A 23,284-nucleotide genomic window follows, 5' to 3' on the forward strand; every position below is an offset into this window, starting at 1 on the left:
GTATGTTGTAACTAATTAAGGGCTGCCATGACAACTTACGATCTCATCGAAAGGCTTAACACCACATTTCGGGAAATAGAGCAGGCGTTACTGACCCTCACGGGGCAACTTCAGGACTGCCGCCTGCTGGCCGCCCGCGTCTTTTCCCTGCCCGAGGTGGCAAAAGGCGCAGAGCACGACCCGCTGAACACCATTGAGGTGACGCAGCATGTTGGCAAGGCGGCGCTGGAAATGACGTTGCAGCACTATCGTCGCCTTTTCATCCAGCAGCAGTCCGAAAATCGCAGCAGTAAGGCCGCCGTTCGCCTGCCCGGCGTCATCTGCCTGCAAACGGATGCCGCAACGCGTGAAGGAATTGAGGCGCAGATTACGCATATCAATACGCTGAAAGCCGCCTTTGAGAAGATTGTAACCGTTGAGTCCGGGCTGGCACCGGCTGCCCGTTTTGAATGGGTGCATCGCCAGCTTCCGGGGCTGATCACCCTGAATGCCTACCGCACGCTGACGGTACTGCGCCATCCCGCCACGCTGCGCTTCGGCTGGGCCAACAAGCACATCATTAAAAATTTCGCGCGGGACGAGATCCTGGCGCAGCTGGAAAAAAGCCTGAAATCGCCGCGAACGGTCGCCCCGTGGTCGCGGGAACAGTGGATTGAACGGCTGGAGCAGGAGTACCACAGCATTGCCTCCCTGCCAGCTGATACCCGTCTTAAAATAAAGCGTCCGGTGAAGGTGCAGCCTATCGCCCGTGTCTGGTATGCCGGTCAACAAAAGCAGGTGCAATACGCCTGCCCGACGCCGCTGATTGCGCTCTATGATGCCGATCAGGGTGCGGTGGTGCCGGATATCGGGGAACTGCTGAACTACGATGCTGAAAACGTTCAGCATCGATATAAACCCCAGGCGCAGCCGCTACAGCTGATTATTCCGCGGCTGCACCTGTATGTGGCGCAGTGATTATCTGAGGCTGCCCACCATCGCTTCCGGTCGGACCCAGGCATCAAACTCGGCGTCCGTCAGGTAGCCCAGCGCCAGCGCAGAGGCTTTCAGGGTAAGCCCCTCTTTGTGCGCTTTTTTAGCGATTTCGGCCGCTTTGTCATAACCAATATGGGTGTTCAGCGCCGTTACCAGCATCAGAGACTCATTCAGCAGCTGGCTGATTCGCTCGCGATTAGGCTCAATGCCCACCGCGCAGTGCTCGTTAAAGCTCTCCATGCCATCGGCCAGCAGACGAATCGATTGCAGTACGTTGTGGATCACCATCGGACGATAGACGTTAAGCTCGAAGTTACCCGACGCGCCGCCCATGTTAACCGCCACGTCATTACCCATCACCTGACAGCACAGCATGGTCATGGCTTCGCACTGGGTCGGGTTCACTTTACCCGGCATAATGGAGCTGCCCGGCTCGTTTTCCGGAATGCTGATTTCGCCGATGCCGCAGCGCGGGCCGGAGGCCAGCCAGCGCACGTCGTTGGCGATTTTCATCAGCGAGGCCGCCAGCCCTTTCAGCGCGCCATGGGTATGCACCAGGGCATCACAGGTCGCCAGCGCTTCAAACTTATTCGGAGCGGTAACAAACGGCTGCCCGGTAATCTTCGCCAGCTCTTCGGCCACGCGCACCGCGTACTCGGGATGGGTGTTTAACCCAGTGCCCACCGCCGTTCCGCCGAGCGCCAGCTCCGCCAGATGCGGCAGGCTGTTGTCGATATGCTTAAGGTTGTGCTCCAGCATCGCCACCCAGCCGGAGATCTCCTGGCCGAGCGTCAGCGGCGTGGCGTCCTGAAGGTGCGTACGACCAATTTTAACGATGTCGCGGAAGGCCTGCGCTTTCTCGTTAAGCGTAGATTTAAGCACGTTGAGCTGCGGGATAAGCTGCTCGCGGATTGCGATGACGGCTGCCACGTGCATGGCCGTCGGGAACACGTCGTTGGAACTCTGGCTTTTGTTCACGTCATCGTTCGGGTGGATCTTGCGCTCCATGCCGCGTAGGCCGCCAAGCAGCTCGCTTGCGCGGTTCGCCAGCACCTCGTTCATGTTCATGTTGCTCTGGGTGCCTGAGCCGGTCTGCCAGATGGCAAGGGGGAATTCGTCGGGATGTTTGCCCGCCAGCACTTCGTCGGCGGCATTGATGATGGCGGTGGCTTTATCGGCATCCAGCAGGCCCAGATCCTGATTGACTTTGGCGGCAGCGCGTTTGGTCAACGCCAGCGCCTGGATTAGCGAGACGGGCATTTTCTCTGTCGAAATGCGAAAATGCTCCAGCGAACGCTGGGTTTGTGCGCCCCATAGCTTGTCGGCCGGGACGTCGATGGCGCCCATGGAGTCTTTCTCGCGGCGATGCATTGTCATTACTTACTCCTTGATAACAAAGATGGGATTGCTCACATGCTTAAGAGATAAGTATTGATGACTTCTGAGAAACGTTATGGCGCTTTGTGCGCTCTTTTTGATGTCGGGTGGTGGCTGCGCCTTACCCGACCTACGAGTATGTAGGCCGGTTAAGCGTCAGCGCCACCCGGCAATTTACAGAATTACTTCACACACGCCGAACACTGGGAAGACTGGATCTGTTTGAAGAAGTCGTTACCTTTGTCATCCACGAGGATGAACGCCGGGAAGTCTTCCACTTCAATTTTCCAGATCGCTTCCATACCCAGTTCCGGGTACTCCACGCACTCAAGGCTCTTGATACTGCCCTGCGCCAGCACCGCCGCCGGGCCACCGATGCTACCGAGGTAGAAGCCGCCGTGCTTGTGGCACGCGTCCGTCACCTGCTGGCTGCGGTTGCCTTTCGCCAGCATGATCATGCTGCCGCCGTTGGCCTGCAACTGGTCGACGTAGGAGTCCATACGGCCCGCCGTGGTTGGGCCTAACGAGCCGGAAGCATATCCATCAGGCGTTTTTGCCGGACCTGCGTAGTAGATCGGGTGATCTTTAATGTACTGCGGCAGCCCTTCGCCGTTGTCCAGGCGCTCTTTCAGCTTCGCATGGGCGATGTCGCGGCCCACGATAATCGTCCCGTTCAGGGAAAGGCGCGTCGAGACCGGATACTGCGAAAGCTGCGCCAGAATCTCTTTCATCGGACGATTCAGGTCCACGCGAACCGCTTCCCCCTCGCCCGCTTTACGCAGTTCTTCAGGGATGTATTTGCCCGGGTTGTTCTCCAGCTTCTCGATCCAGATGCCGTCGCGGTTGATCTTCGCTTTGATGTTACGGTCCGCTGAACAGGAAACGCCCATCCCCACCGGACAGGAAGCACCGTGGCGCGGCAGGCGGATCACGCGAATGTCATGCGCGAAGTATTTGCCGCCAAACTGCGCGCCCAGCCCCAGGTTCTGCGCTTCGGCCAGCAGTTCCTGCTCAAGCTGCACGTCGCGGAACGCCTGACCATGTTCGTTACCTTCCGTTGGCAGGCCATCGTAGTATTTGGTTGAGGCCAGCTTAACGGTTTTCAGGGTGCTTTCGGCAGACGTACCGCCAATCACAAATGCGATATGGTACGGCGGGCAGGCCGCGGTGCCGAGGGTACGCATCTTCTCGACCAGGTAGTTTTTCAGCTTGCCCGGGGTAAGCAGCGCTTTGGTTTCCTGGTAAAGATAGGTTTTGTTGGCTGAACCGCCGCCTTTGGCGATGCAGAGGAATTTGTACTCGTCACCGTCGACGCTGTAGAGGTCAATCTGCGCAGGCAGGTTAGTGCCGGTGTTCACCTCTTTGTACATATCCAGCGCCGCGTTTTGCGAATAGCGCAGGTTGTCTTCGGTGTAGGTATTGTAAACGCCGCGCGCCAGCGCCGCTTCGTCACCGCCGCCGGTCCAGACGCGCTGGCCTTTTTTACCGGTGATAATCGCCGTGCCGGTGTCCTGGCAGGTCGGCAGAATGCCTTTCGCCGCGATATCAGAGTTACGCAGGAATTGCAGGGCAACGTACTTATCGTTCTCGCTGGCTTCCGGGTCGCTCAGGATATCAGCAACCTGCTGCTGATGCGCCGGACGGAGCATAAAGGAAGCATCATGGAAGGCTTGCTGCGCCAGCAACGTCAGCCCCTGCGGGTCAACTTTGAGGATCTCCTGCCCTTCAAACTCAGAGACAGTAACGTAATCGCGGGTTAACAGATAATACTCGGTCTGATCCTGACTGAGGGGGAAAGGATCCTGATAATGGAAGGGTTTATTCGACATTGTTCTCTCACTTACTGCTTCGGTCTGTTTATTCAGGGCAGATGTTCCGCTGCCCGGCTTAAAAGCGAGTCAGCTTATCCTACACAATTTTTTAACAAAAACTGAGACTAGTACGACTTTTTACATCCGCAGGTTACTTCCATTCGGTTTATTGCTTTAATACGCGGAGTTAATTCCACATATGAATCAGGGCTTGATAATGCAAAAACTCATCAACTCAGTGCAAAACTACGCCTGGGGAAGTAAAACTGCGTTAACGGATCTCTACGGTATCGCCAACCCGGACAACCTGCCGATGGCAGAGCTGTGGATGGGCGCGCACCCGAAGAGCAGCTCAAAAATTGAAGATGCCAGCGGTCAGGTTCGCAGCCTGCGTGACGTCATCGACGCCGACAAAGCCGCACTGCTCGGCGATAAAGTGGCGAATCGTTTTGGTGAGCTGCCGTTTCTGTTCAAGGTATTGTGCGCCGACCAGCCGCTCTCCATTCAGGTTCACCCGAACAAAAAAGCCTCTGAGCTGGGCTTTGCCAAAGAAAATGCCGCCGGTATTCCGTTAGACGCCGCAGAGCGTAACTACAAAGATCCTAACCACAAGCCGGAACTGGTTTTCGCCCTTACCCCTTTCCTGGCGATGAATGCCTTCCGCGAGTTTTCCGAGATCATCTCCCTGCTGCAACCGGTCGCCGGGGCTCACAACGCGATCGCCCACTTCCTGGAAAACCCGAACGCAGAAGCCTTGAGCGAGCTGTTTGCCAGCCTGCTGAATATGCAGGGCGAGGAAAAATCCCACGCGCTGGCGGTGCTGAAAGCCGCGCTGAACAGCCAGCAGGGTGAGCCATGGGACACCATTCGCGTAATTTCCGCGTTTTATCCGGACGACAGCGGCCTCTTCTCTCCGCTGCTGCTGAACGTGGTGAAGCTCAACCCGGGCGAAGCGATGTTCCTGTTCGCTGAAACCCCGCACGCCTACCTCAACGGCGTGGCACTGGAGGTGATGGCTAACTCCGATAACGTACTGCGCGCGGGCCTGACGCCAAAATACATCGACATCCCTGAGCTGGTTGCCAACGTGAAGTTTGTGGCGAAACCTGCTGCGGAGCTGCTTACTCAGCCGGTGAAAAACGGCGCAGAGCTGGACTTCCCGATTCCGGTTGACGATTTTGCCTTCTCCCTGCACGACCTCAGCGCAGACGAAACCGCCATTGCACAGGAGAGCGCCGCGATCCTGTTCTGTGTGGAAGGCGAAGCGACGTTGCACAAAGATAGCGAGCGTCTGGTGCTCAAACCGGGTGAATCCGCCTTTGTCGCAGCAAACGAGTCGCCTGTCCGGGTGAGCGGCACCGGTCGCCTGGCGCGTGTTTTTAATAAGCTTTAGGGACTTACTGAATTTTTTAACAACTCTTGCTAAGCTAGTAACAGGCGTTGTAACACCAGGCGGTTTTAACCGCCTGGTTTCATTTTAGGGATAATCGCAATGAAAAAATCGGTCGTAGCGGTAGGAGTGATTGTTGCTTTAGGCGTGATCTGGACGGGTGCTTCCTGGTATACCGGGAAACAGCTGGAAAGCCGTCTGGCAGAGATGATGACGCAGGCAAACAGCGAGATTAAGCGCAGCGCGCCTGAAGCAGGTCTGGAGCTGAGCTATCAGAACTACCAGCGTGGCGTGTTTACCAGCCATATGCAGGTAGTGGTGAAGCCGGTTGCGGGTAATCAGAACGCCTGGCTGAAACCGGGCCAGAGCGTGGTGCTGGATGAAGTGGTCAGCCACGGTCCGTTCCCGCTGGCGCAGTTGAAAAAGTTTAACCTGATCCCCTCTATGGCATCCGCCAGAACCGTACTGGTGAATAACGAGGTGACGAAGCCGATTTTCGATATGGCGAAAAATGAGTCGCCGTTTGAGATCAATACCCGCATCAGCTATGCCGGTGATACGCATTCCGACATCGACCTGAAAGCCCTGAATTACGAACAAGGCACTGATAAAGTCGCCTTCAGCGGCGGTAATTTCCAGCTTGATGCCGATCGCGACGGCAAGAATGTCTCCCTGACCGGCGATGCCGCCAGCGGCCTGGTGAATTCAGTCAATGAATATAACCAGAAGGTGCAGCTTACCTTCAACAACCTGAAAGCCAGCGGCAATAGCCGTATGACTGATTTTGATGAGCGTATCGGCGACCAAAAACTGAGCCTCGATAAGATCGCCATTGCGATCGAAGGCAAAGAGATGGCGGTGCTTGAAGGCATGGATCTGGACGGTAAGTCTGACGTGTCCAAAGACGGTAAAAGCATCAACACCCAGCTGGATTACAGCTTGAAAAGCCTGAAAGTACAGAATCAGGATCTGGGTACCGGTAAGTTGTCCCTGAAAATCGGCAACATTGACGGCCAGGCGTGGCACGAATTCAGTCAGAAATACAGTAAAGAGAGCCAGGCTCTGCTGACCGATGCCGCCCTGCAACAGAACCCACAGGCTTACCAGCAGCAGGCGATGACGGTGCTGTTTAATAACCTGCCGATCCTGCTGAAGGGCGAGCCGGTGATTACCGTTGCGCCCCTGAGCTGGAAAAACGGCAAAGGCGAAACCAACTTCAACCTGTCGCTGTTCCTGAAGGATCCGGCAGCCACGACCGGCGAGCCGCAGACCCTGGCGCAGGAAGTTGACCGCAGCGTGAAATCGCTCGACAGCAAGCTGACCATCCCGATGGATATGGCAACCGAGTTCATGACGCAGATTGCGAAACTCGAAGGGTATGGTGAAGAAGATGCAGGTAAACTGGCAAACCAACAGGTGAAAGGCCTGGCGGCGATGGGCCAGATGTTCCGCATCACGAAGGTGGAAGACAACACCATTTCCACCAGCCTGCAATATGCTAATGGCCAGGTGACGCTCAACGGCGACAAAATGCCGCTGGAAGAGTTTGTCGGTATGTTTGGTATGCCGACGCTGGGCATGCCTGAACCGGCCGAACCGGCTGCGCCGCCGGCAGTACCGCAGCAGTAAACGAAAAACCCCTCGCATGAGGGGTTTTTTATTGCCGGGTGGCGCTGACGCTTGCCCGGCCTCCGATCCTGAGCCGTTGTAGGCCCGTGAAAGCAAAGCGTTTACTTCACCGTCACTAAGCGCGCAGCCACAATCTGATGCCCGGCCTGCACGTCCGTATTTTCAATGCGCTGCATAATTCGTTCTGCCAGGGTGTACCCCATTTCACGAGCCGGCGTCGTCGCCCAGACGATGGGGAGATCGTCTAACGCATTTTCACCGACATCTGCAAACGCCCCCAGCGCCACCTGATGGCCGAAGAACGTTTCTACCCCGCCCTCACCGCTCTGGCGTCCGGCGCGGATCAAACCGAACCACGCCCCCATCGCAATAACGTCGTTATAGCAAATCACCGCGCTGATCGTCGGGCTGTTGCGAAGCAGCGTGCCGATGGCTTCCGCGGCTTTTTTCTGGCTGGATTCACACTCCACCACCCATTCGCTGTGAAACGGCAGGCGGTATTTGATGAGCGTGGAGCAGTAACCGCCCACCCGCTCGGCACGCGTCAGGGACGAGCTTTTACCGCCGAGCCAGGCGATGCGCTGATGGCCGCGATGAATAAGATGCTCGGTCAGCATTTGCGCGGCCTGCATGTTATCCGGTCGAAGGGTATCGGCTTCGTCGAGATAGCTGGCGCGCGACGCAAACACCAGCGGTACGCCTTTCTGCGCCGCGCGCTCACACAATTCACTGCCCACGCCGGACGCGCCGGCCACGATCACCCCATCCACCCCTTGCGTCAGCAGCAAATCCAGCCTGGAGAGCAGTTGCTCCGGTTCGCGCCCACCGTGGAGCAGGAAAACCATTCGCCCCTGCGCTTCAAGCGCCTCGGTCAGCCCGGCGGTCAGTTCTGCATAAAACGGCGACGCGAGATCGCGAACGATCAGCCCTATCACCCCGCTTTGCCCACCGCGCAGCGCCGACGCCTGGCGATTACGCACAAAGCCCAACTGCTCAACGGCCTCGTTGACGCGCTGACCCGTTGCAGGAGAGATGCGCCCCTTCCCGCTTAATACCAGCGAAACGGTGCTGACGGAAACCCCCGCCGCCAGCGCGACATCGTTGATGGTGATCTTTTTCGCTACAGCCATGTGGTGGCGTGACTCCTTGATAATGAGATCGCTAAAACGTTTTATCAATACGTTATCTTTATACTACCAGTAAAAGCCTGAGAATGTGATTTAGCGCGCACTAAAGTTTGATAAAACGTTTTATCTTCTCGCCCCATCGAGGTCGTTAAATCTCTTTCTACCATTTGAGGAGTCGTTTTATGACGACGAAAGCAGCACAAAAAATATCGCTGTGGGAGTTTTTCCAGCAACTGGGTAAAACCTTTATGCTGCCCGTGGCGCTTCTCTCTTTTTGCGGGATTATGCTGGGGATCGGCAGCTCGTTAAGCAGTCATGACGTCATTACTCTGATCCCTTTCCTGGGAAATCCGGTACTTCAGGCGATCTTCATCTGGATGAGCAAGGTCGGATCGTTTGCCTTTAGCTTCCTGCCGGTAATGTTCTGTATCGCCATTCCTCTGGGTCTGGCGCGCGAAAACAAAGGCGTGGCGGCGTTTGCGGGCTTCGTTGGCTATGCGGTCATGAACCTTGCGGTTAACTTCTGGCTGACCGCCAAAGGGATCCTGCCGACGACCGACGCGGCGGTACTGAAAGCCAATAACATTCAGAGCGTGATTGGTATTCAGTCCATCGATACCGGGATCCTTGGAGCCGTGATCGCGGGGGTGATTATCTGGATGCTGCACGAGCGCTTCCACAACATCCGCCTGCCCGATGCGCTGGCCTTCTTCGGCGGGACCCGCTTTGTGCCAATCATTACGCTGGTTGTGATGGGTCTGTTTGGTCTGATCATCCCTCTGATTTGGCCGATTTTTGCCATGGGGATCACCGGGATTGGCCGCATTATCAACGGCGCGGGTGATTTCGGCCCGATGATTTTCGGTACGGGTGAACGTCTGCTGCTACCGTTTGGTTTACAGCACATCCTGGTTGCCCTGATCCGCTTTACGGAAGCAGGCGGCACCATGGACGTTTGCGGTCATTCCGTTAGCGGCGCGCTGACCATCTTCCAGGCCCAGCTGAGCTGCCCGACCACTCACGGCTTCTCTGAAAGTGCGACGCGTTTCCTTTCTCAGGGTAAAATGCCTGCCTTCCTCGGCGGCCTGCCGGGTGCTGCGCTGGCGATGTACCACTGTGCCCGTCCGGAAAATCGTCATAAAATTAAAGGCCTGCTGATCTCCGGCGTTATTGCCTGCGTGGTGGGCGGTACGACAGAACCTATCGAGTTCCTGTTCCTGTTCGTGGCACCGGTACTGTACCTCATCCACGCCGTACTGACGGGCCTGGGCTTTACCGTGATGGCTGTGCTCGGTGTGACCATCGGTAACACCGACGGTAACGTGATTGACTTCGTGGTATTCGGTATCCTGCACGGCCTGTCCACCAAGTGGTATCTGGTGCCGGTTGTGGCCGCCATCTGGTTCGCGGTTTACTACGGGATCTTCCGCTTCGCCATCACCCGCTTCAACCTGAAAACGCCTGGCCGCGATGCCGATACGGCCACCAGCGTTGAACAGGCGGTGGCCGGTACCGTTGGGAAATCCGGATATAACACGCCGGCTATTCTGGCGGCGCTGGGCGGTGCGGATAATATTACCTCTCTGGATAACTGCATCACCCGCCTGCGTTTGTCGGTGGCGGACATGTCCAAAGTGGATACCAACGCACTTAAAGCTAACCGGGCTATTGGCGTAGTACAGTTAAATCAGCACAATTTGCAGGTCGTCATTGGCCCGCAGGTACAGTCAGTGAAGGATGAGCTGGCAACCCTGATGCGAACCGTCGAAGCCTGATGCTTCGCCCCCCCTCGTCATGAGGGGGTTTTACTTTACGGAGCACCGTCATGTTTGATTTTTCAACCGTCGTGGATCGACACGGCACCTGGTGTACCCAGTGGGATTATGTCGCTGACCGTTTTGGCGCAGCCGACCTGCTGCCCTTCACCATCTCTGATATGGATTTCGCCACCGCCCCCTGCATTACCGATGCGCTGCACCAGCGAATAAACCACGGGGTGTTTGGTTACAGTCGCTGGAAAAATGAAGAATTTCTGGCCGCCGTGGCGCACTGGTTCCGGCAACGCTTTAACAGTCAGATTGATACCGAAACCGTGGTGTATGGGCCGTCGGTCATTTATATGGTCTCGGAACTGATCCGCCTCTGGTCCTCGCCTGGCGACGGCGTGGTGGTCCATACTCCGGCTTACGATGCCTTTTATAAAGCCATCGAAGGCAACCAGCGTACCGTTGTTTCCGTGCCGATGCAGAAAACAGCGCATGGCTGGGAGGGGGATATGGCCTCGCTGGAAGCGGCGCTATCAAAACCGGAAAACAAGGTGTTGCTGCTGTGTAGCCCGCAAAACCCGACCGGAAAAGTCTGGACTCGGGAGGCGCTGACCACAATGGCGGCCCTGTGTGAACGTTATGACGTAGCGGTGATCAGCGACGAAATTCATATGGACATGGTATGGGGCACGCATCGTCATACCCCGTGGAATGAGGTTGCGCGCGGTAAATGGGCGCTGCTGACCTCGGGTTCCAAAAGCTTCAACATTCCGGCGCTGACGGGCGCCTGGGGGCTTATCGCCGATGACGCCAGCCGTAACGCCTATCTGAATGCATTAAAAGGTAGGGACGGACTCTCTTCCCCTTCCGTGCTGGCGCTGACCGCGCATATTGCTGCTTACCGACAGGGCGAACCCTGGCTGGACGCGCTGCGGACCTATCTCGAAGAGAATCTGCGGTATGTTGCTCGCGAATTAAACAGTGCATTTCCGACACTCAACTGGCAACCGCCAGAGGCAACCTATCTGGCCTGGGTCGATCTCAGCCCGCTTGGCATTGATGACAAGACGCTGCAAAACGTGCTGATTGAACAGCAAAAAGTGGCCATCATGCCGGGATATACCTATGGGGATGAAGGTAAAGGCTATGTGCGACTGAACGCTGGCTGTCCGCGTAGTAAGCTTGAACAGGGCGTTCAGCGCCTTATCGCTGGCATCAACACTCTGCTGTAAATCATTTGCGCAACGGAATATTCCCTTGCGCAAATAGCTTTTTACCCCGTTTTGTTTTTATAATATGGCGCACTTTAACCAGCAAAGAGTGCGACCATGATTGATACACGCCTGCCTTTAACTGATATTCACCGCCACCTCGACGGAAACATTCGTGCCCAAACCATTCTCGATCTTGGTCGCCAGTTCAATTTAACCCTCCCTGCCGAAACGCTTGAAACCCTGATCCCCCATGTTCAGGTCACGTCGAACGAACCGGATCTGGTGAGCTTTCTGAGCAAGCTCGACTGGGGCGTGAAGATGCTGGCCTCGGTCGATGCCTGTCGCCGTGTCGCCTTTGAAAACATCGAAGATGCCGCGCGCAACGGCCTGCACTATGTCGAACTGCGTTTCTCCCCGGGCTATATGGCGATGACCCACAATCTCCCCGTAGCGGGCGTGGTTGAAGCGGTCATTGAAGGCGTGCGTGAAGGCTGCAAAACCTTTGACGTTCAGGCGCGTTTGATCGGCATTATGAGCCGTACCTTCGGTGAGGCGGCCTGTCTTCAGGAGCTGGAAGCATTACTGGCGCATCGCGACCAGATCACCGCCATCGACCTGGCCGGTGACGAGCTGGGCTTCCCGGGCAGCCTGTTCCTGTCTCATTTCAACCGCGCACGTGATGCAGGATGGCATATTACCGTTCATGCAGGCGAAGCCGCGGGGCCGGAAAGCATCTGGCAGGCCATTCGTGAACTGGGTGCGGAACGTATTGGTCACGGCGTGAAAGCCATTGAAGATCGCGCGCTGATGGATTTCCTCGCCGAACAACGTATTGGAATCGAATCCTGCCTGACCTCCAATATTCAGACCAGTACAGTGGCATCGCTGGCGCAACACCCGCTGAAAACCTTCCTTGAACACGGGGTGCTGGCTTCACTGAACACGGACGATCCGGCGGTTCAGGGCGTGGATATTATTCACGAATACAACATCGCCGCGCCGCAGGCCGGGCTGAGCCGCGAGCAGATCCGTCAGGCGCAAATCAACGGGCTGGAGATCGCCTTCCTGACGCCTGAAGAGAAACAGGCGCTGCGCGATAAAGTTGCTCAGTAGTCCTCTTTACTGCCGGGTGGCGCTGCGCTTACCCGGCCTACGAAAGCGTTTGGCACTTATGCCAGACAGAGCGTTGCGCGATGTTTGGCAGATTCGATCCCCAGCTCAATGAGCTCCATAATCTGGATTGCCTGGCTTGCGGGAACCGGATTTTCACCTGAACCGTTCAGCGCGTTACGAATGGCGGCGTAATACGCCGGATAGTTCCCCGGCAGGGTCAATACCGTCTCTTCAACCAGCGCCTCACCCTCCGCACGCGTCACCACCCCGTCGCGCATGTCGTAGCCCCAGTCCTCCTGCGGTAAGCGTTCGCCATTTTTGAGGCGCTCTTCCTGCGGATCCTGGCCGAACTTCACATAGCTGCCGCGCGCCCCATGAATGATATAGCGGGCCGATTCCGCCGCCGCAAGCATTGTCCCGTGCAGCACAATGCGCCGCTGCGGATAACTCAAAATGGCATGGAAATAGTCGGTGGTCTGCGCCCCCGGCCTGAGCTGCGCTAAATCGACCGCCATGCTTACGGGCAGACCAAACAGATGAACGGCCTGATCGAGAAGATGCGGCGCTAAGTCATACCAGATGCCGCTGCCCGGTCCCGCCTGCTCGCGCCAGCGATCTCGCACCTGCGGACGATAACGATCGAAGTGCGACTCAAAAAAGGCAATTTCGCCGAGCGTGCCTTCGTTGATCAGCGCTTTGACCGTCAGGAAATCGCTGTCCCAGCGCCGGTTGTGAAAGACCGATAATAACCGACCCAGACTTCGCGCCAGCGCATCCAGCTCGCGCGCCTGTGACAACGTCACGGTGAAGGGCTTATCGACAACAACATGTTTGCCTGCCTCCAGCGCCGCTTTCGCCAGGGGGAAATGAGTGTCGTTAGGGGTAGGAATGACAATAAGGTCAATATTAGGATCGTTAAACAGATGCTTAGGCTCCGTTACCACCGGCACAGCTGGCCAGTCGGCGCGGACCTTAGTCTCATCGCTGCTTGTGATGGCCGCCAGTTCCATTCCCGGCGTGCCGGCAACCAGCGGTGCATGAAAGGTTTTGCTTGCGTACCCGTAGCCAATAAGACCGACGCGGATGTTTTCACTCATCGTTTGCCCCCTCGCTGTGCGCTTATTTATCACTGGCCTTGTGCTTAACGCACACATTAATAATGTGCCCTGTGAGTTAAAATAGCATCTCACGACAGCGTTTTTTGTTACCTCGCATTAAAGTGTGCATAGGGGCCCGGGGAATCGTTCCCAAAGCGCTTGCTCTGAAGAAAAGGGCGCTGTAACATTTGTAATCTGTATTTATGGATAAATTACAAACACAAATTATGACGTCAATAATTAATCGAATCATTGAATTAGCGGGATGGATTGTCCTTGGGGTTTCAGTCGTGTTGCTCGGCATTGCCAGCCATATCGATAACTACCAGCCGCCGGAGCCTGTGACTGTCGCACAACAAAAGTAAGCCGTGTCGTCATAAAGCGTGACACATTACGTCATGGAACATATTGCCAGCCGTAATGAACGGGGTTACCCTTCTCTTTCAGGCATCTCCTGATGCCTGATTCTTCGCAAAGAAAACTCCTAATTTCGTCGCGTTACCCGAGTGGACAGTTTACGTCTTTATTAATCCGTTTATTATTCGAACGCATTACCTTTATGGGTATTACCCTTTTATATGGAAACTTATTAATATGACAGTTCAGGACTATTTATTAAAATTTCGCAAGATCAATTCCCTTGAAAGCCTGGAAAAACTGTTTGACCATCTGAACTACACGCTGTCGGATAATCAGGACATCATCAATATGTACCGCGCTGCTGACCATCGTCGCGCCGAACTGGTCTCTGGCGGTCGTCTGTTCAATGTGGGGGAAGTGCCTAAATCCGTATGGCGTTACGTTGTATAAGAAAGTAGCCTTCGGCGTGAAATGTTATATACTCTCCGCCCTGCAAATTTCTGTATAACATTTCGCGCAGACTATGGGAGAGCGTATGACCGCATTGCCTGGAGAGAGAATTGGGGGCTGGTTAATCGCCCCGCTGGCATGGCTGCTGGTGGCATTACTAAGCGCTTCACTGGCGCTGTTGCTTTACACCACCGCACTGGTTACGCCTCATGCTATCCAGACACTGATGTCCCAGAGTGCGCTCAATATTGCGACGTGGTTTGTGTCGTTCGTTTTCGCGATCGCGATGTGGTACTACACGCTGTGGCTGACTATCGCCTTCTTCAAACGCCGCAAAAGCGTGCCAAAACATTACATTATCTGGCTGCTGGTCTCCGTGCTGCTGGCTGTCAAAGCGTTCGCTTTCTCGCCTGTGTCTGACGCGCTGGCGGTTCGCCAGTTACTGTTTCCGCTACTGGCGACGGCGCTTCTGGTCCCTTATTTCAAGCGTTCGACGCGCGTTAAGAAGACCTTTGTCAACCCGTAATAACCTTACAGTTAACCTGTTGTGGCCTGTTGTCGTTTATCCGATAATAGGCGGCTATTTTATTTCAGGCTAAATAATGACCGATTACTTACTGCTCTTTGTCGGAACTGTGCTGGTGAATAACTTCGTACTGGTGAAGTTCCTTGGCCTGTGCCCGTTTATGGGCGTCTCCAAAAAGCTGGAGACGGCAATGGGCATGGGGCTGGCAACCACCTTCGTGATGACGATGGCCTCCATTTGCGCATGGCTGATTGATACCTGGATCCTAATCCCGCTCGACATGCTCTACCTGCGCACTTTGGCCTTTATTCTGGTCATTGCGGTCGTGGTGCAATTTACCGAAATGGTGGTGCGGAAAACCAGCCCTGCCCTGTATCGCCTGTTGGGTATTTTTCTGCCCCTCATCACCACTAACTGTGCGGTGCTGGGCGTGGCGCTACTGAATATCAACCTTGGGCATAATTTCCTGCAATCGGCGCTGTATGGTTTTTCCGCCGCGGTCGGTTTTTCTTTTGTTATGGTTCTGTTCGCCTCGATTCGCGAGCGTCTGGCCGCGGCGGATATTCCCGCGCCGTTTCGCGGTAACGCCATCGCTCTGGTGACCGCAGGTTTAATGTCTCTGGCCTTTATGGGCTTTAGTGGTCTGGTGAAGTTGTAATGAGTGCTATCTGGATTGCCATCGCGTCCATCAGCGTGCTGGGACTCGTCTTTGGCATCATTCTGGGTTACGCCTCCCGCCGGTTTGCGGTGGAGGACGATCCGGTGGTTGAAAAAATTGATGAACTTTTACCCCAGAGCCAGTGCGGGCAGTGCGGCTACCCTGGCTGCCGCCCTTACGCTGAGGCGGTGGGCGTGCAGGGAGAAAAGATCAACCGCTGCGCGCCGGGTGGCGAAGCGGTCATGCTTAAAATAGCTGCCCTGCTGAACGTCGATCCCCAGCCTGTCGACGGCGATGAACAGGCCCAGGAGCCTGTTCGTGCCCTTGCTGTTATCGACGAAGCCAACTGCATTGGCTGCACAAAATGTATTCAGGCGTGTCCTGTTGACGCCATTGTGGGCGCAACGCGCGCGATGCATACCGTTGTGGCGGATCTGTGCACCGGCTGTAATCTCTGCGTGGCGCCCTGCCCGACGCAGTGTATAGAACTGCGCCCGGTTGAAACGACTACCGAAAACTGGAAGTGGGACCTTCAGACCATTCCGGTTCGCAATATTCCTGTGGAACAACATGCTTAAGTTATTTTCTGCCTTCAGAAAAGAGAAGATCTGGGATTTCGACGGCGGCATTCATCCGCCTGAGATGAAATCGCAGTCTAACGGCACGCCGCTGCGCCAGATCCCGCTGGCGACCCGTTACGTTATGCCCCTGAAACAGCATATCGGCGCGGAAGGCGAATTGTGCGTGAAAGAAGGCGATAGCGTTCTTCGCGGCCAGCCGCTGACCTTTGGTCGCGGACGGATGTTGCCGATACATGCCCCGACTTCCGGTAAGGTGGTGGCTGTTGCCCCCCATACCGTTGCCCATCCGTCGGCGTTGTCTGAGCTGAGCGTGATCATTGAAGCCGATGGTGAAGACCGCTGGATCGAGCGTGACGGCTGGAGCGACTACCGTTCCCACAGCCGTGAAGCGCTGATTGAACGCATTCATCAGTTCGGCGTGGCGGGTCTGGGGGGCGCAGGCTTCCCGACCGGCGCTAAGCTTCACGGCGGCGGCGATAAAATCGAAACGCTGATCATCAATGCCGCCGAGTGCGAACCGTACATCACCGCCGATGACCGTCTGATGCAGGACTGTGCCGCGCAGGTGGTGGAAGGTATTCGCATTCTTGCGCATATCCTGCAACCCCGCGAAGTGCTGATCGGTATTGAGGACAATAAACCGCAGGCCATTTCGATGCTGCGTGCGGTTCTGGCGGACAGCCATGATATCGCCCTGCGCGTGATCCCGACCAAATATCCGTCCGGCGGGGCAAAACAGCTGACGCAGATCCTGACCGGCAAACAGGTCCCCCACGGAGGCCGTTCGTCCGACATCGGCGTGCTGATGCAAAACGTGGGGACCGCCTACGCGGTGAAACGTGCGGTGATTGACGGCGAGCCATTGACCGAGCGCGTCGTCACGCTGACCGGCGAGTCCGTCTCCCGTCCCGGCAACATCTGGGCGCGTCTGGGTACGCCGGTGCGTCATCTGCTGGAACAGGCTGGCTTCTGCCCGGGTAACGATCAACTGGTCATTATGGGCGGCCCGCTGATGGGCTTTACCCTGCCGTGGCTTGATGTGCCGGTGGTGAAGATTACCAACTGCCTGCTCGCCCCTTCCCTGACGGAGATGGGCGAAACGCAGGAAGAGAAAGGTTGCATACGCTGTAGCGCCTGTGCGGACGCATGCCCGGCAGATTTACTGCCGCAGCAGTTGTACTGGTACAGCAAAGGCCAGCTGCACGATAAAGCCCAGGCGCATAACCTGGCTGACTGTATTGAATGCGGTGCCTGCGCCTGGGTCTGCCCAAGCAATATTCCGCTGGTGCAGTATTTCCGTCAGGAGAAAGCTGAAATCTACGCCATCTCCATGGAAGAAAAACGTGCCGCTGAAGCGAAGGCCCGCTTTGAAGCGCGCCAGGCGCGACTGGAGCGCGAGAAACAAGCCCGTCAGGAACGCCATAAGCAGGCTGCCGTGCAGCCTGCGGCGAAAGATCAGGATGCCATTAACGCAGCCCTGGCCCGCGTACGCGAGAAGAAAGCCACCGCCGCCCAGACGGTTGTGATCGCTCCGGGAGAAAAACCGGACAACAGCGAAGCGATTGCAGCCCGCGAAGCGCGGAAAGCCGAAGCACGCGCGCGTCAGGCGGAGAAAGCGCAAAACGCCAAACCGGAAGCCGACATCGACCCGCGTAAAGCGGCGGTGGAAGCGGCTATTGCCAGGGCAAAAGCCCGCAAAGCCGGTCAGCAGACAGTGGTGGTTGAACAGGAAGCGACGGATCCGCGCAAGGCGGCCGTTGAAGCCGCTATCGCCCGCGCCAAAGCACGTAAAGCGGCACAGCTACAACCTGCCGAAGAGAGTGAAGCCCCTGTCGATCCGCGTAAAGCCGCCGTTGAAGCGGCCATCGCCCGTGCCAAAGCACGAAAAGCGGCACAGCAGGACGAACTGCCTGCGGCCGCTAATGACGATCCACGCAAAGCCGCAGTCGCCGCCGCGATTGCGCGCGTTCAGGCAAAGAAAGCCGCGCAGCAAGCCGTTAACGAGGATTAAATGGTTTTCAGAATTGCAAGTTCCCCTTATACCCATAACCAGCGCCAGACATCGCGTATTATGATGCTGGTGTGCCTGGCCGCGCTGCCAGGTATTGCCGTACAGTGTTGGTTTTTCGGCTGGGGTACGCTTTTCCAGTTAGTTCTGGGTTGCGCCAGTGCCGTCGCAGCGGAAGCCGCGATCCTGAAGCTGCGCAAAATGGAGGTGACTCGCATCCTGAGCGATAACTCCGCCCTGTTGACCGGCCTGTTGCTGGCCATCAGCATTCCCCCGTTCGCCCCGTGGTGGATGGTGGTATTGGGAACGGTGTTTGCGGTGATCATCGCCAAACAGCTGTACGGCGGGCTGGGCCATAACCCGTTTAACCCGGCGATGATTGGCTACGTAGTACTGCTGATCTCCTTCCCGGTACAGATGACCAGCTGGCTGCCGCCGAATGAGATCGCCGCCACGGTGCCCGGCTTTATGGATGCCCTGCACGTTATCTTTACCGGCCACACCGCGCTGGGCGCAGATATGAACGCGCTTCGCATGGGCGTGGACGGCATCAGTCAGGCCACTCCGCTCGATACCTTCAAAACCTCCCTGCGTGCCGGACAAAGCGTGGAGCAGGTGATGAAATCGTCTATTTACAGCGGCGTACTGGCAGGTGCTGGCTGGCAGTGGGTCAATCTGGCCTACCTGTTGGGTGGCGCGTTCCTGCTGCAACAGAAGGCGATCCGCTGGCATATTCCGGTGAGCTTCCTGGTGACGCTGGCCGTCTGCTCGACGCTCGGCTGGGTTATCTCACCTGAGTCACTGGCCAGCCCGCAGCTCCATCTGCTCTCCGGCGCGACCATGCTCGGGGCATTCTTTATTCTGACCGATCCGGTCACCGCCTCTACCACCAACCGTGGTCGTCTGATTTTCGGCGCGCTGGCAGGCTTGCTGGTCTGGCTTATTCGCAGCTTTGGCGGCTATCCGGACGGCGTGGCATTTGCCGTGCTGCTGGCTAACATCACCGTTCCGCTCATCGACTACTACACGCGTCCACGCGTGTACGGTCATCGCTAAGGGTCGCGCCATGCTCAAGACAATGCAAAAACACGGCGTCACGCTGGCGATCTTCGCCGCCGCCCTCACCGGGCTGACCGCGCTGGTAAATGAACTGACGAAAACCACCATTGCAGAGCAGGCAATGAAGCAGCAAAAAGCGCTGTTCGATCAGGTGATCCCATCCGATCTCTACGATAATGACCTGCAAAAAAGCTGCTTTGTCGTGCAGGCTCCGCAGCTTGGTAAAGAACCCCATCGCGTTTATATTGCCCGCAAGGGCGATAACCCCGTGGGCGCCGTCATGGAAGCCACCGCGCCGGACGGTTACTCCGGTGCGATTCAGCTGCTGGTGGGCAGCGATTTTTCCGGCACCGTACTGGGTACGCGCGTGACGGAACATCACGAAACGCCGGGCCTTGGCGACAAAATTGAAACACGCTTAAGCGACTGGATCTTACACTTCGCCGGAAAGATGATTCATGGCGAGGACGATCCTGCTTTCGCGGTGAAAAAAGATGGCGGCGAATTTGACCAGTTCACGGGCGCCACGATTACCCCGCGCGCGGTGGTCAACGCCGTAAAGCGCGCCGGGCTGTATGCCGAAACGCTGCCCGCGCAGATCAATCATCTTTCCACCTGTGAGGAGTGACCATGAGCCAGGTTAAAGAGGTTATCGTCCAGGGTCTCTGGAAGAACAACTCCGCGCTGGTGCAGCTGCTTGGGCTATGTCCGCTGCTGGCGGTGACGTCTACCGCCACCAACGCGCTCGGGCTGGGGCTGGCGACCACGCTGGTGCTGACCCTGACTAACTTTTCCATTTCTGTTTTGCGCCGCTGGACGCCGTCAGAAATCCGTATTCCGATTTATGTCATGATCATTGCGTCGGTGGTCAGCGTCGTGCAAATGCTGATTAACGCCTACGCATTTGGCCTGTACCAGTCGCTCGGGATCTTCATTCCGCTTATCGTGACTAACTGTATTGTCGTAGGCCGCGCTGAAGCCTTCGCGGTGAAAAACAATCCGGCCATATCCGCGCTGGATGGGTTTTCCATCGGCATGGGCGCGACTGCCGCCATGTTCGTCCTCGGCTCTCTGCGTGAAATTTTGGGCAACGGTACGCTCTTCGACGGTGCGGACGCGCTGCTTGGCGGCTGGGCGAAGTCGCTGCGTATTGAGGTGTTCCATACGGACACTCCGTTCCTGCTGGCCATGCTACCTCCTGGCGCCTTCATTGGCCTTGGGATGATGCTGGCGTTAAAATACCTGATTGATGAAAAACGTAAACGCCGCGCCGCTGAACGCAGCGTACAGGAAGGGATCCCCGAGAAAGCAGTATGAATAAAGAGAAACGCATTGCGATCCTGACGCGCCTGCGCGATGAGAATCCTCATCCAACGACAGAGCTGAACTTTAACTCGCCGTTTGAACTGTTGATCGCGGTGCTGCTCTCTGCACAGGCGACGGACGTGAGCGTCAATAAAGCCACTGCCCTGCTCTACCCTGTCGCCAATACGCCGCAGGCCATGCTGGAGCTGGGCGTTGAAGGTGTGAAATCCTATATCAAGACCATTGGCCTGTTTAACAGCAAGGCCGAAAACGTCATTAAGACCTGCCGGATCCTGCTGGAGAAGCACGGCGGTGAAGTCCCTGAAGATCGCGCCGCGCTGGAAGCGTTGCCGGGCGTCGGGCGTAAAACGGCAAATGTGGTGCTGAACACGGCGTTTGGCTGGCCGACCATCGCCGTGGATACCCATATCTTCCGCGTCTCAAATCGCACCCGTTTCGCGCCGGGTAAAAACGTGGAAGAGGTTGAAGAGAAGCTGTTAAAAGTCGTTCCTGCGGAATTTAAGGTGGACTGCCACCACTGGCTGATCCTGCACGGACGGTATACCTGTATTGCCCGTAAGCCACGCTGCGGTTCCTGCATTATCGAAGATCTCTGCGAATACAAAGAAAAAGTCTATCCCTGAGCGTAAACCACCTTACTTCTTACCTGTTCAAGCCCTTAGAATTAACAAGGGCTCTGATATCTTCTCGATTGACCATAAATTGCCCTCTCTTTCTCCTTTACGCATTGTCGATTCTTCGGTCATTTAACACTCAAACAGGTTAATAGTTTTTTCATCACCAAAAATTTCTATACATCTGTGATCGCGATCACTCTGATAACCTGATGTTGGATTTTTGTTGTTAAAACCCGCCCAACCCCTTTGTCAGACAAGATTTCGTCTATTCAACACCGCACATAAGACCAGTCATTTTTCAGAACATGGGCTATATCACTGCCAATCACCCGAAATAGCAGAACATATCGCCATACAGCCATTAAACAGGGTCGCTCACAGTCAAAAAAACCACTAATTTTCAACCAATGAAATTTAAAGCTGCATAACATTTGCGTGAACCGATGATTATACCGCCAGAGTTATATGTAACAGATTATTACAAACGTATTGCCAGATGGGGCTGGATAGTGAACATTACCCGCCGTTTCCCCTCCCAATATAACTATAAAGCGGATGTACTACGGTCATCACGCTATGAACACCCCCGTTAATATGGGATGTAAAAAAAGAGGTATATGTGTCTACTGCAAACAATAAACCAACAGATGAGAGCGTAAGTCTTAACGCTTTCAAACAGCCTAAAGCGTTCTATCTCATTTTCTCTATCGAATTATGGGAACGTTTTGGCTACTACGGCCTGCAAGGGATCATGGCGGTTTACCTGGTTAAACAGCTGGGTATGTCTGAAGCCGATTCCATCACGCTATTCTCTTCCTTCAGCGCCCTGGTGTATGGCCTCGTCGCTATCGGCGGCTGGTTAGGCGATAAAGTCCTCGGTACTAAACGAGTCATTATGCTGGGCGCCGTTGTTCTGGCGATTGGCTATGGGCTGGTTGCCTGGTCCGGGCACGATGCAGGTGTGGTTTACATGGGCATGGCTACCATCGCGGTAGGTAACGGCCTCTTCAAGGCGAACCCATCTTCCCTGCTCTCTACCTGCTACAGCAAAGATGACCCACGTCTGGACGGTGCATTTACCATGTACTACATGTCCATCAACATCGGCTCCTTCTTCTCTATGCTGGCAACCCCATGGCTGGCCGCAAAATTCGGCTGGAGCGTAGCGTTTGCGCTGAGCTTCGTGGGTATGCTGATCACCGTTGTGAACTTCCTGTTCTGCCGTAGCTGGGTTAAAGACTATGGTTCAAAACCAGACTTCGAACCCGTGCACATGGGCAAACTGCTGGCAACCATCGTCGGCATCGTGATCCTGGCCGCTGTCGCCACCTGGCTGCTGCATAACCAGGGCGTTGCACGTGCCGTACTGGGCGTGGTTGCGCTGGGTATCGTGATTATCTTCGCGAAAGAAGCCTTCGCGATGCAGGGTGCGGCACGTCGTAAGATGATTGTGGCGTTCATTCTGATGCTGGAAGCGATCATCTTCTTCGTTCTGTACAGCCAGATGCCAACGTCTCTGAACTTCTTCGCTATCCGCAACGTTGAGCACTCCATCCTCGGTATCGCGTTCGAGCCGGAGCAGTATCAGGCACTGAACCCGTTCTGGATCATGATTGGTAGCCCGATTCTGGCCGCTATCTATAACAAGATGGGCGACCGTCTGCCAATGCCGCACAAGTTCGCTATCGGTATGGTGCTGTGCTCTGGCGCATTCCTGGTGCTGCCGCTGGGGACGAAATTCGCGACCGACGCGGGTATCGTTTCTGTTAACTGGCTGATCCTGAGCTATGCGCTGCAATCCATCGGTGAACTGATGATCTCCGGTCTGGGTCTGGCGATGGTTGCGCAGCTGGTCCCTCAGCGTCTGATGGGCTTCATCATGGGTAGTTGGTTCCTGACTACCGCTGGCGCGGCCATCATCGCAGGTAAGATTGCGAACCTGATGGCGGTACCAGACAACGTTACCGACCCGCTGGTTTCCCTGAATGTCTACGGCACCGTGTTCATGCAAATTGGTATCGCGACCGCCGTGATTGCCGTACTGATGCTGCTGACCGCACCTAAACTGAATCGTATGACGCAGGACGACGACAAATCCGCTAAAGCGATTAAAACCGCGAACGCGTAATGTCATCGGGAAACGACTGAACAGAAGCCGCTAATTGATTAGCGGCTTTTTTTTTATCCGAACGCGCACTAA

Annotated in this window: 21 protein-coding genes; 17 read left to right on the forward strand and 4 right to left on the reverse strand. The window is 55.9% G+C overall.

Annotated features, from left to right (window positions below):
* Positions 1-27: 27 nt before the first annotated feature.
* Positions 28-957 carry a DNA replication terminus site-binding protein gene (gene tus, locus SK53_RS05680; protein WP_023314048.1) on the forward strand — a complete coding sequence of 310 codons (930 nt, stop codon included), beginning with the start codon at positions 28-30 and terminating at the stop codon, positions 955-957.
* On the opposite strand, the gene fumC is transcribed toward tus, so the two are convergent.
* Entirely contained in the window at positions 958-2,352 is a 1,395-nt protein-coding gene (gene fumC / locus SK53_RS05685) for a class II fumarate hydratase (RefSeq protein WP_045897796.1), read from the reverse strand. It abuts the gene before it with no gap.
* Between the two features lie 182 nt (positions 2,353-2,534).
* Positions 2,535-4,181 carry a class I fumarate hydratase FumA gene (gene fumA, locus SK53_RS05690; protein WP_032609072.1) on the reverse strand — a complete coding sequence of 549 codons (1,647 nt, stop codon included), beginning with the start codon at positions 4,179-4,181 and terminating at the stop codon, positions 2,535-2,537.
* A gap of 199 nt (positions 4,182-4,380) precedes the next feature.
* On the opposite strand from fumA, the gene manA reads away from it, so the two are divergent.
* Both manA and SK53_RS05700 read left to right on the forward strand, forming a co-directional pair.
* Positions 4,381-5,556, forward strand: a complete 1,176-nt coding sequence (gene manA / locus SK53_RS05695) for a mannose-6-phosphate isomerase (RefSeq protein ID WP_003857564.1) — start codon at positions 4,381-4,383, stop codon at positions 5,554-5,556.
* Between the two features lie 99 nt (positions 5,557-5,655).
* Positions 5,656-7,182, forward strand: coding sequence for a YdgA family protein (locus SK53_RS05700; protein ID WP_023324553.1), 1,527 nt, complete (start codon positions 5,656-5,658; stop codon positions 7,180-7,182).
* A gap of 101 nt (positions 7,183-7,283) precedes the next feature.
* On the opposite strand, the gene SK53_RS05705 is transcribed toward SK53_RS05700, so the two are convergent.
* Positions 7,284-8,312 carry a Mal regulon transcriptional regulator MalI gene (locus SK53_RS05705; protein ID WP_048208767.1) on the reverse strand — a complete coding sequence of 343 codons (1,029 nt, stop codon included), beginning with the start codon at positions 8,310-8,312 and terminating at the stop codon, positions 7,284-7,286.
* 179 nt (positions 8,313-8,491) lie between these two features.
* On the opposite strand from SK53_RS05705, the gene malX reads away from it, so the two are divergent.
* The 3 genes from malX to add all read left to right on the forward strand — a co-directional run bounded on the left by malX (position 8,492) and on the right by add (position 12,402).
* Positions 8,492-10,084, forward strand: coding sequence for a maltose/glucose-specific PTS transporter subunit IIBC (malX, locus tag SK53_RS05710; RefSeq protein WP_032658247.1), 1,593 nt, complete (start codon positions 8,492-8,494; stop codon positions 10,082-10,084).
* A gap of 50 nt (positions 10,085-10,134) precedes the next feature.
* Positions 10,135-11,307 (forward strand): MalY/PatB family protein, encoded by a 1,173-nt coding sequence (locus tag SK53_RS05715; protein WP_048208769.1) that lies wholly within the window; start codon positions 10,135-10,137, stop codon positions 11,305-11,307.
* A gap of 96 nt (positions 11,308-11,403) precedes the next feature.
* The gene (add, locus tag SK53_RS05720; protein ID WP_015570661.1) at positions 11,404-12,402 is read left to right on the forward strand and encodes an adenosine deaminase; all 999 of its coding nucleotides are present in this window, start codon (positions 11,404-11,406) and stop codon (positions 12,400-12,402) included.
* Positions 12,403-12,458: 56 nt separating this feature from the next.
* On the opposite strand, the gene SK53_RS05725 is transcribed toward add, so the two are convergent.
* Complete coding sequence (locus tag SK53_RS05725) at positions 12,459-13,499, reverse strand: oxidoreductase (RefSeq protein ID WP_023313975.1); 1,041 nt, start codon at positions 13,497-13,499, stop codon at positions 12,459-12,461.
* A 239-nt stretch (positions 13,500-13,738) separates the two neighbouring features.
* On the opposite strand from SK53_RS05725, the gene blr reads away from it, so the two are divergent.
* The 11 genes from blr (at position 13,739) to dtpA (ending at position 23,212) form a co-directional block, all read left to right on the forward strand.
* Positions 13,739-13,864: a division septum protein Blr gene (blr, locus tag SK53_RS05730; protein WP_151884424.1), complete on the forward strand. Its 126-nt coding sequence runs from the start codon at positions 13,739-13,741 to the stop codon at positions 13,862-13,864.
* A gap of 229 nt (positions 13,865-14,093) precedes the next feature.
* A complete protein-coding gene (gene ydgT, locus SK53_RS05735; RefSeq protein WP_000217941.1) occupies positions 14,094-14,309 on the forward strand; it encodes a transcription modulator YdgT in 216 nt (71 codons plus the stop codon).
* Positions 14,310-14,394: 85 nt separating this feature from the next.
* Positions 14,395-14,835, forward strand: a complete 441-nt coding sequence (locus SK53_RS05740; RefSeq protein ID WP_015570663.1) for a DUF2569 domain-containing protein — start codon at positions 14,395-14,397, stop codon at positions 14,833-14,835.
* 76 nt (positions 14,836-14,911) lie between these two features.
* Positions 14,912-15,493 carry an electron transport complex subunit RsxA gene (gene rsxA / locus SK53_RS05745; RefSeq protein ID WP_003857582.1) on the forward strand — a complete coding sequence of 194 codons (582 nt, stop codon included), beginning with the start codon at positions 14,912-14,914 and terminating at the stop codon, positions 15,491-15,493.
* The gene (gene rsxB, locus SK53_RS05750) at positions 15,493-16,071 is read left to right on the forward strand and encodes an electron transport complex subunit RsxB (RefSeq protein WP_003857583.1); all 579 of its coding nucleotides are present in this window, start codon (positions 15,493-15,495) and stop codon (positions 16,069-16,071) included. The genes rsxA and rsxB overlap by 1 nt, the downstream gene beginning before the upstream one ends.
* Positions 16,064-18,085: an electron transport complex subunit RsxC gene (gene rsxC / locus SK53_RS05755; protein WP_048208772.1), complete on the forward strand. Its 2,022-nt coding sequence runs from the start codon at positions 16,064-16,066 to the stop codon at positions 18,083-18,085. Before rsxB ends, rsxC begins: the two co-directional genes overlap by 8 nt.
* The gene (gene rsxD, locus SK53_RS05760) at positions 18,086-19,138 is read left to right on the forward strand and encodes an electron transport complex subunit RsxD (protein ID WP_048208774.1); all 1,053 of its coding nucleotides are present in this window, start codon (positions 18,086-18,088) and stop codon (positions 19,136-19,138) included.
* Between the two features lie 10 nt (positions 19,139-19,148).
* Entirely contained in the window at positions 19,149-19,769 is a 621-nt protein-coding gene (gene rsxG / locus SK53_RS05765; RefSeq protein WP_048208775.1) for an electron transport complex subunit RsxG, read from the forward strand.
* 2 nt (positions 19,770-19,771) lie between these two features.
* Positions 19,772-20,458: an electron transport complex subunit E gene (locus tag SK53_RS05770; RefSeq protein ID WP_003857592.1), complete on the forward strand. Its 687-nt coding sequence runs from the start codon at positions 19,772-19,774 to the stop codon at positions 20,456-20,458.
* Positions 20,455-21,090: an endonuclease III gene (nth, locus tag SK53_RS05775; protein ID WP_003857594.1), complete on the forward strand. Its 636-nt coding sequence runs from the start codon at positions 20,455-20,457 to the stop codon at positions 21,088-21,090. Before SK53_RS05770 ends, nth begins: the two co-directional genes overlap by 4 nt.
* Positions 21,091-21,703: 613 nt before the next feature.
* Positions 21,704-23,212: a dipeptide/tripeptide permease DtpA gene (gene dtpA, locus SK53_RS05780; protein ID WP_003857596.1), complete on the forward strand. Its 1,509-nt coding sequence runs from the start codon at positions 21,704-21,706 to the stop codon at positions 23,210-23,212.
* Positions 23,213-23,284: the final 72 nt, after the last annotated feature.

It is taken from the genome of Enterobacter sp. MGH119 (assembly GCF_001037675.1).
GTDB classification, from domain to species: Bacteria; Pseudomonadota; Gammaproteobacteria; order Enterobacterales; family Enterobacteriaceae; genus Enterobacter; species Enterobacter hormaechei_C.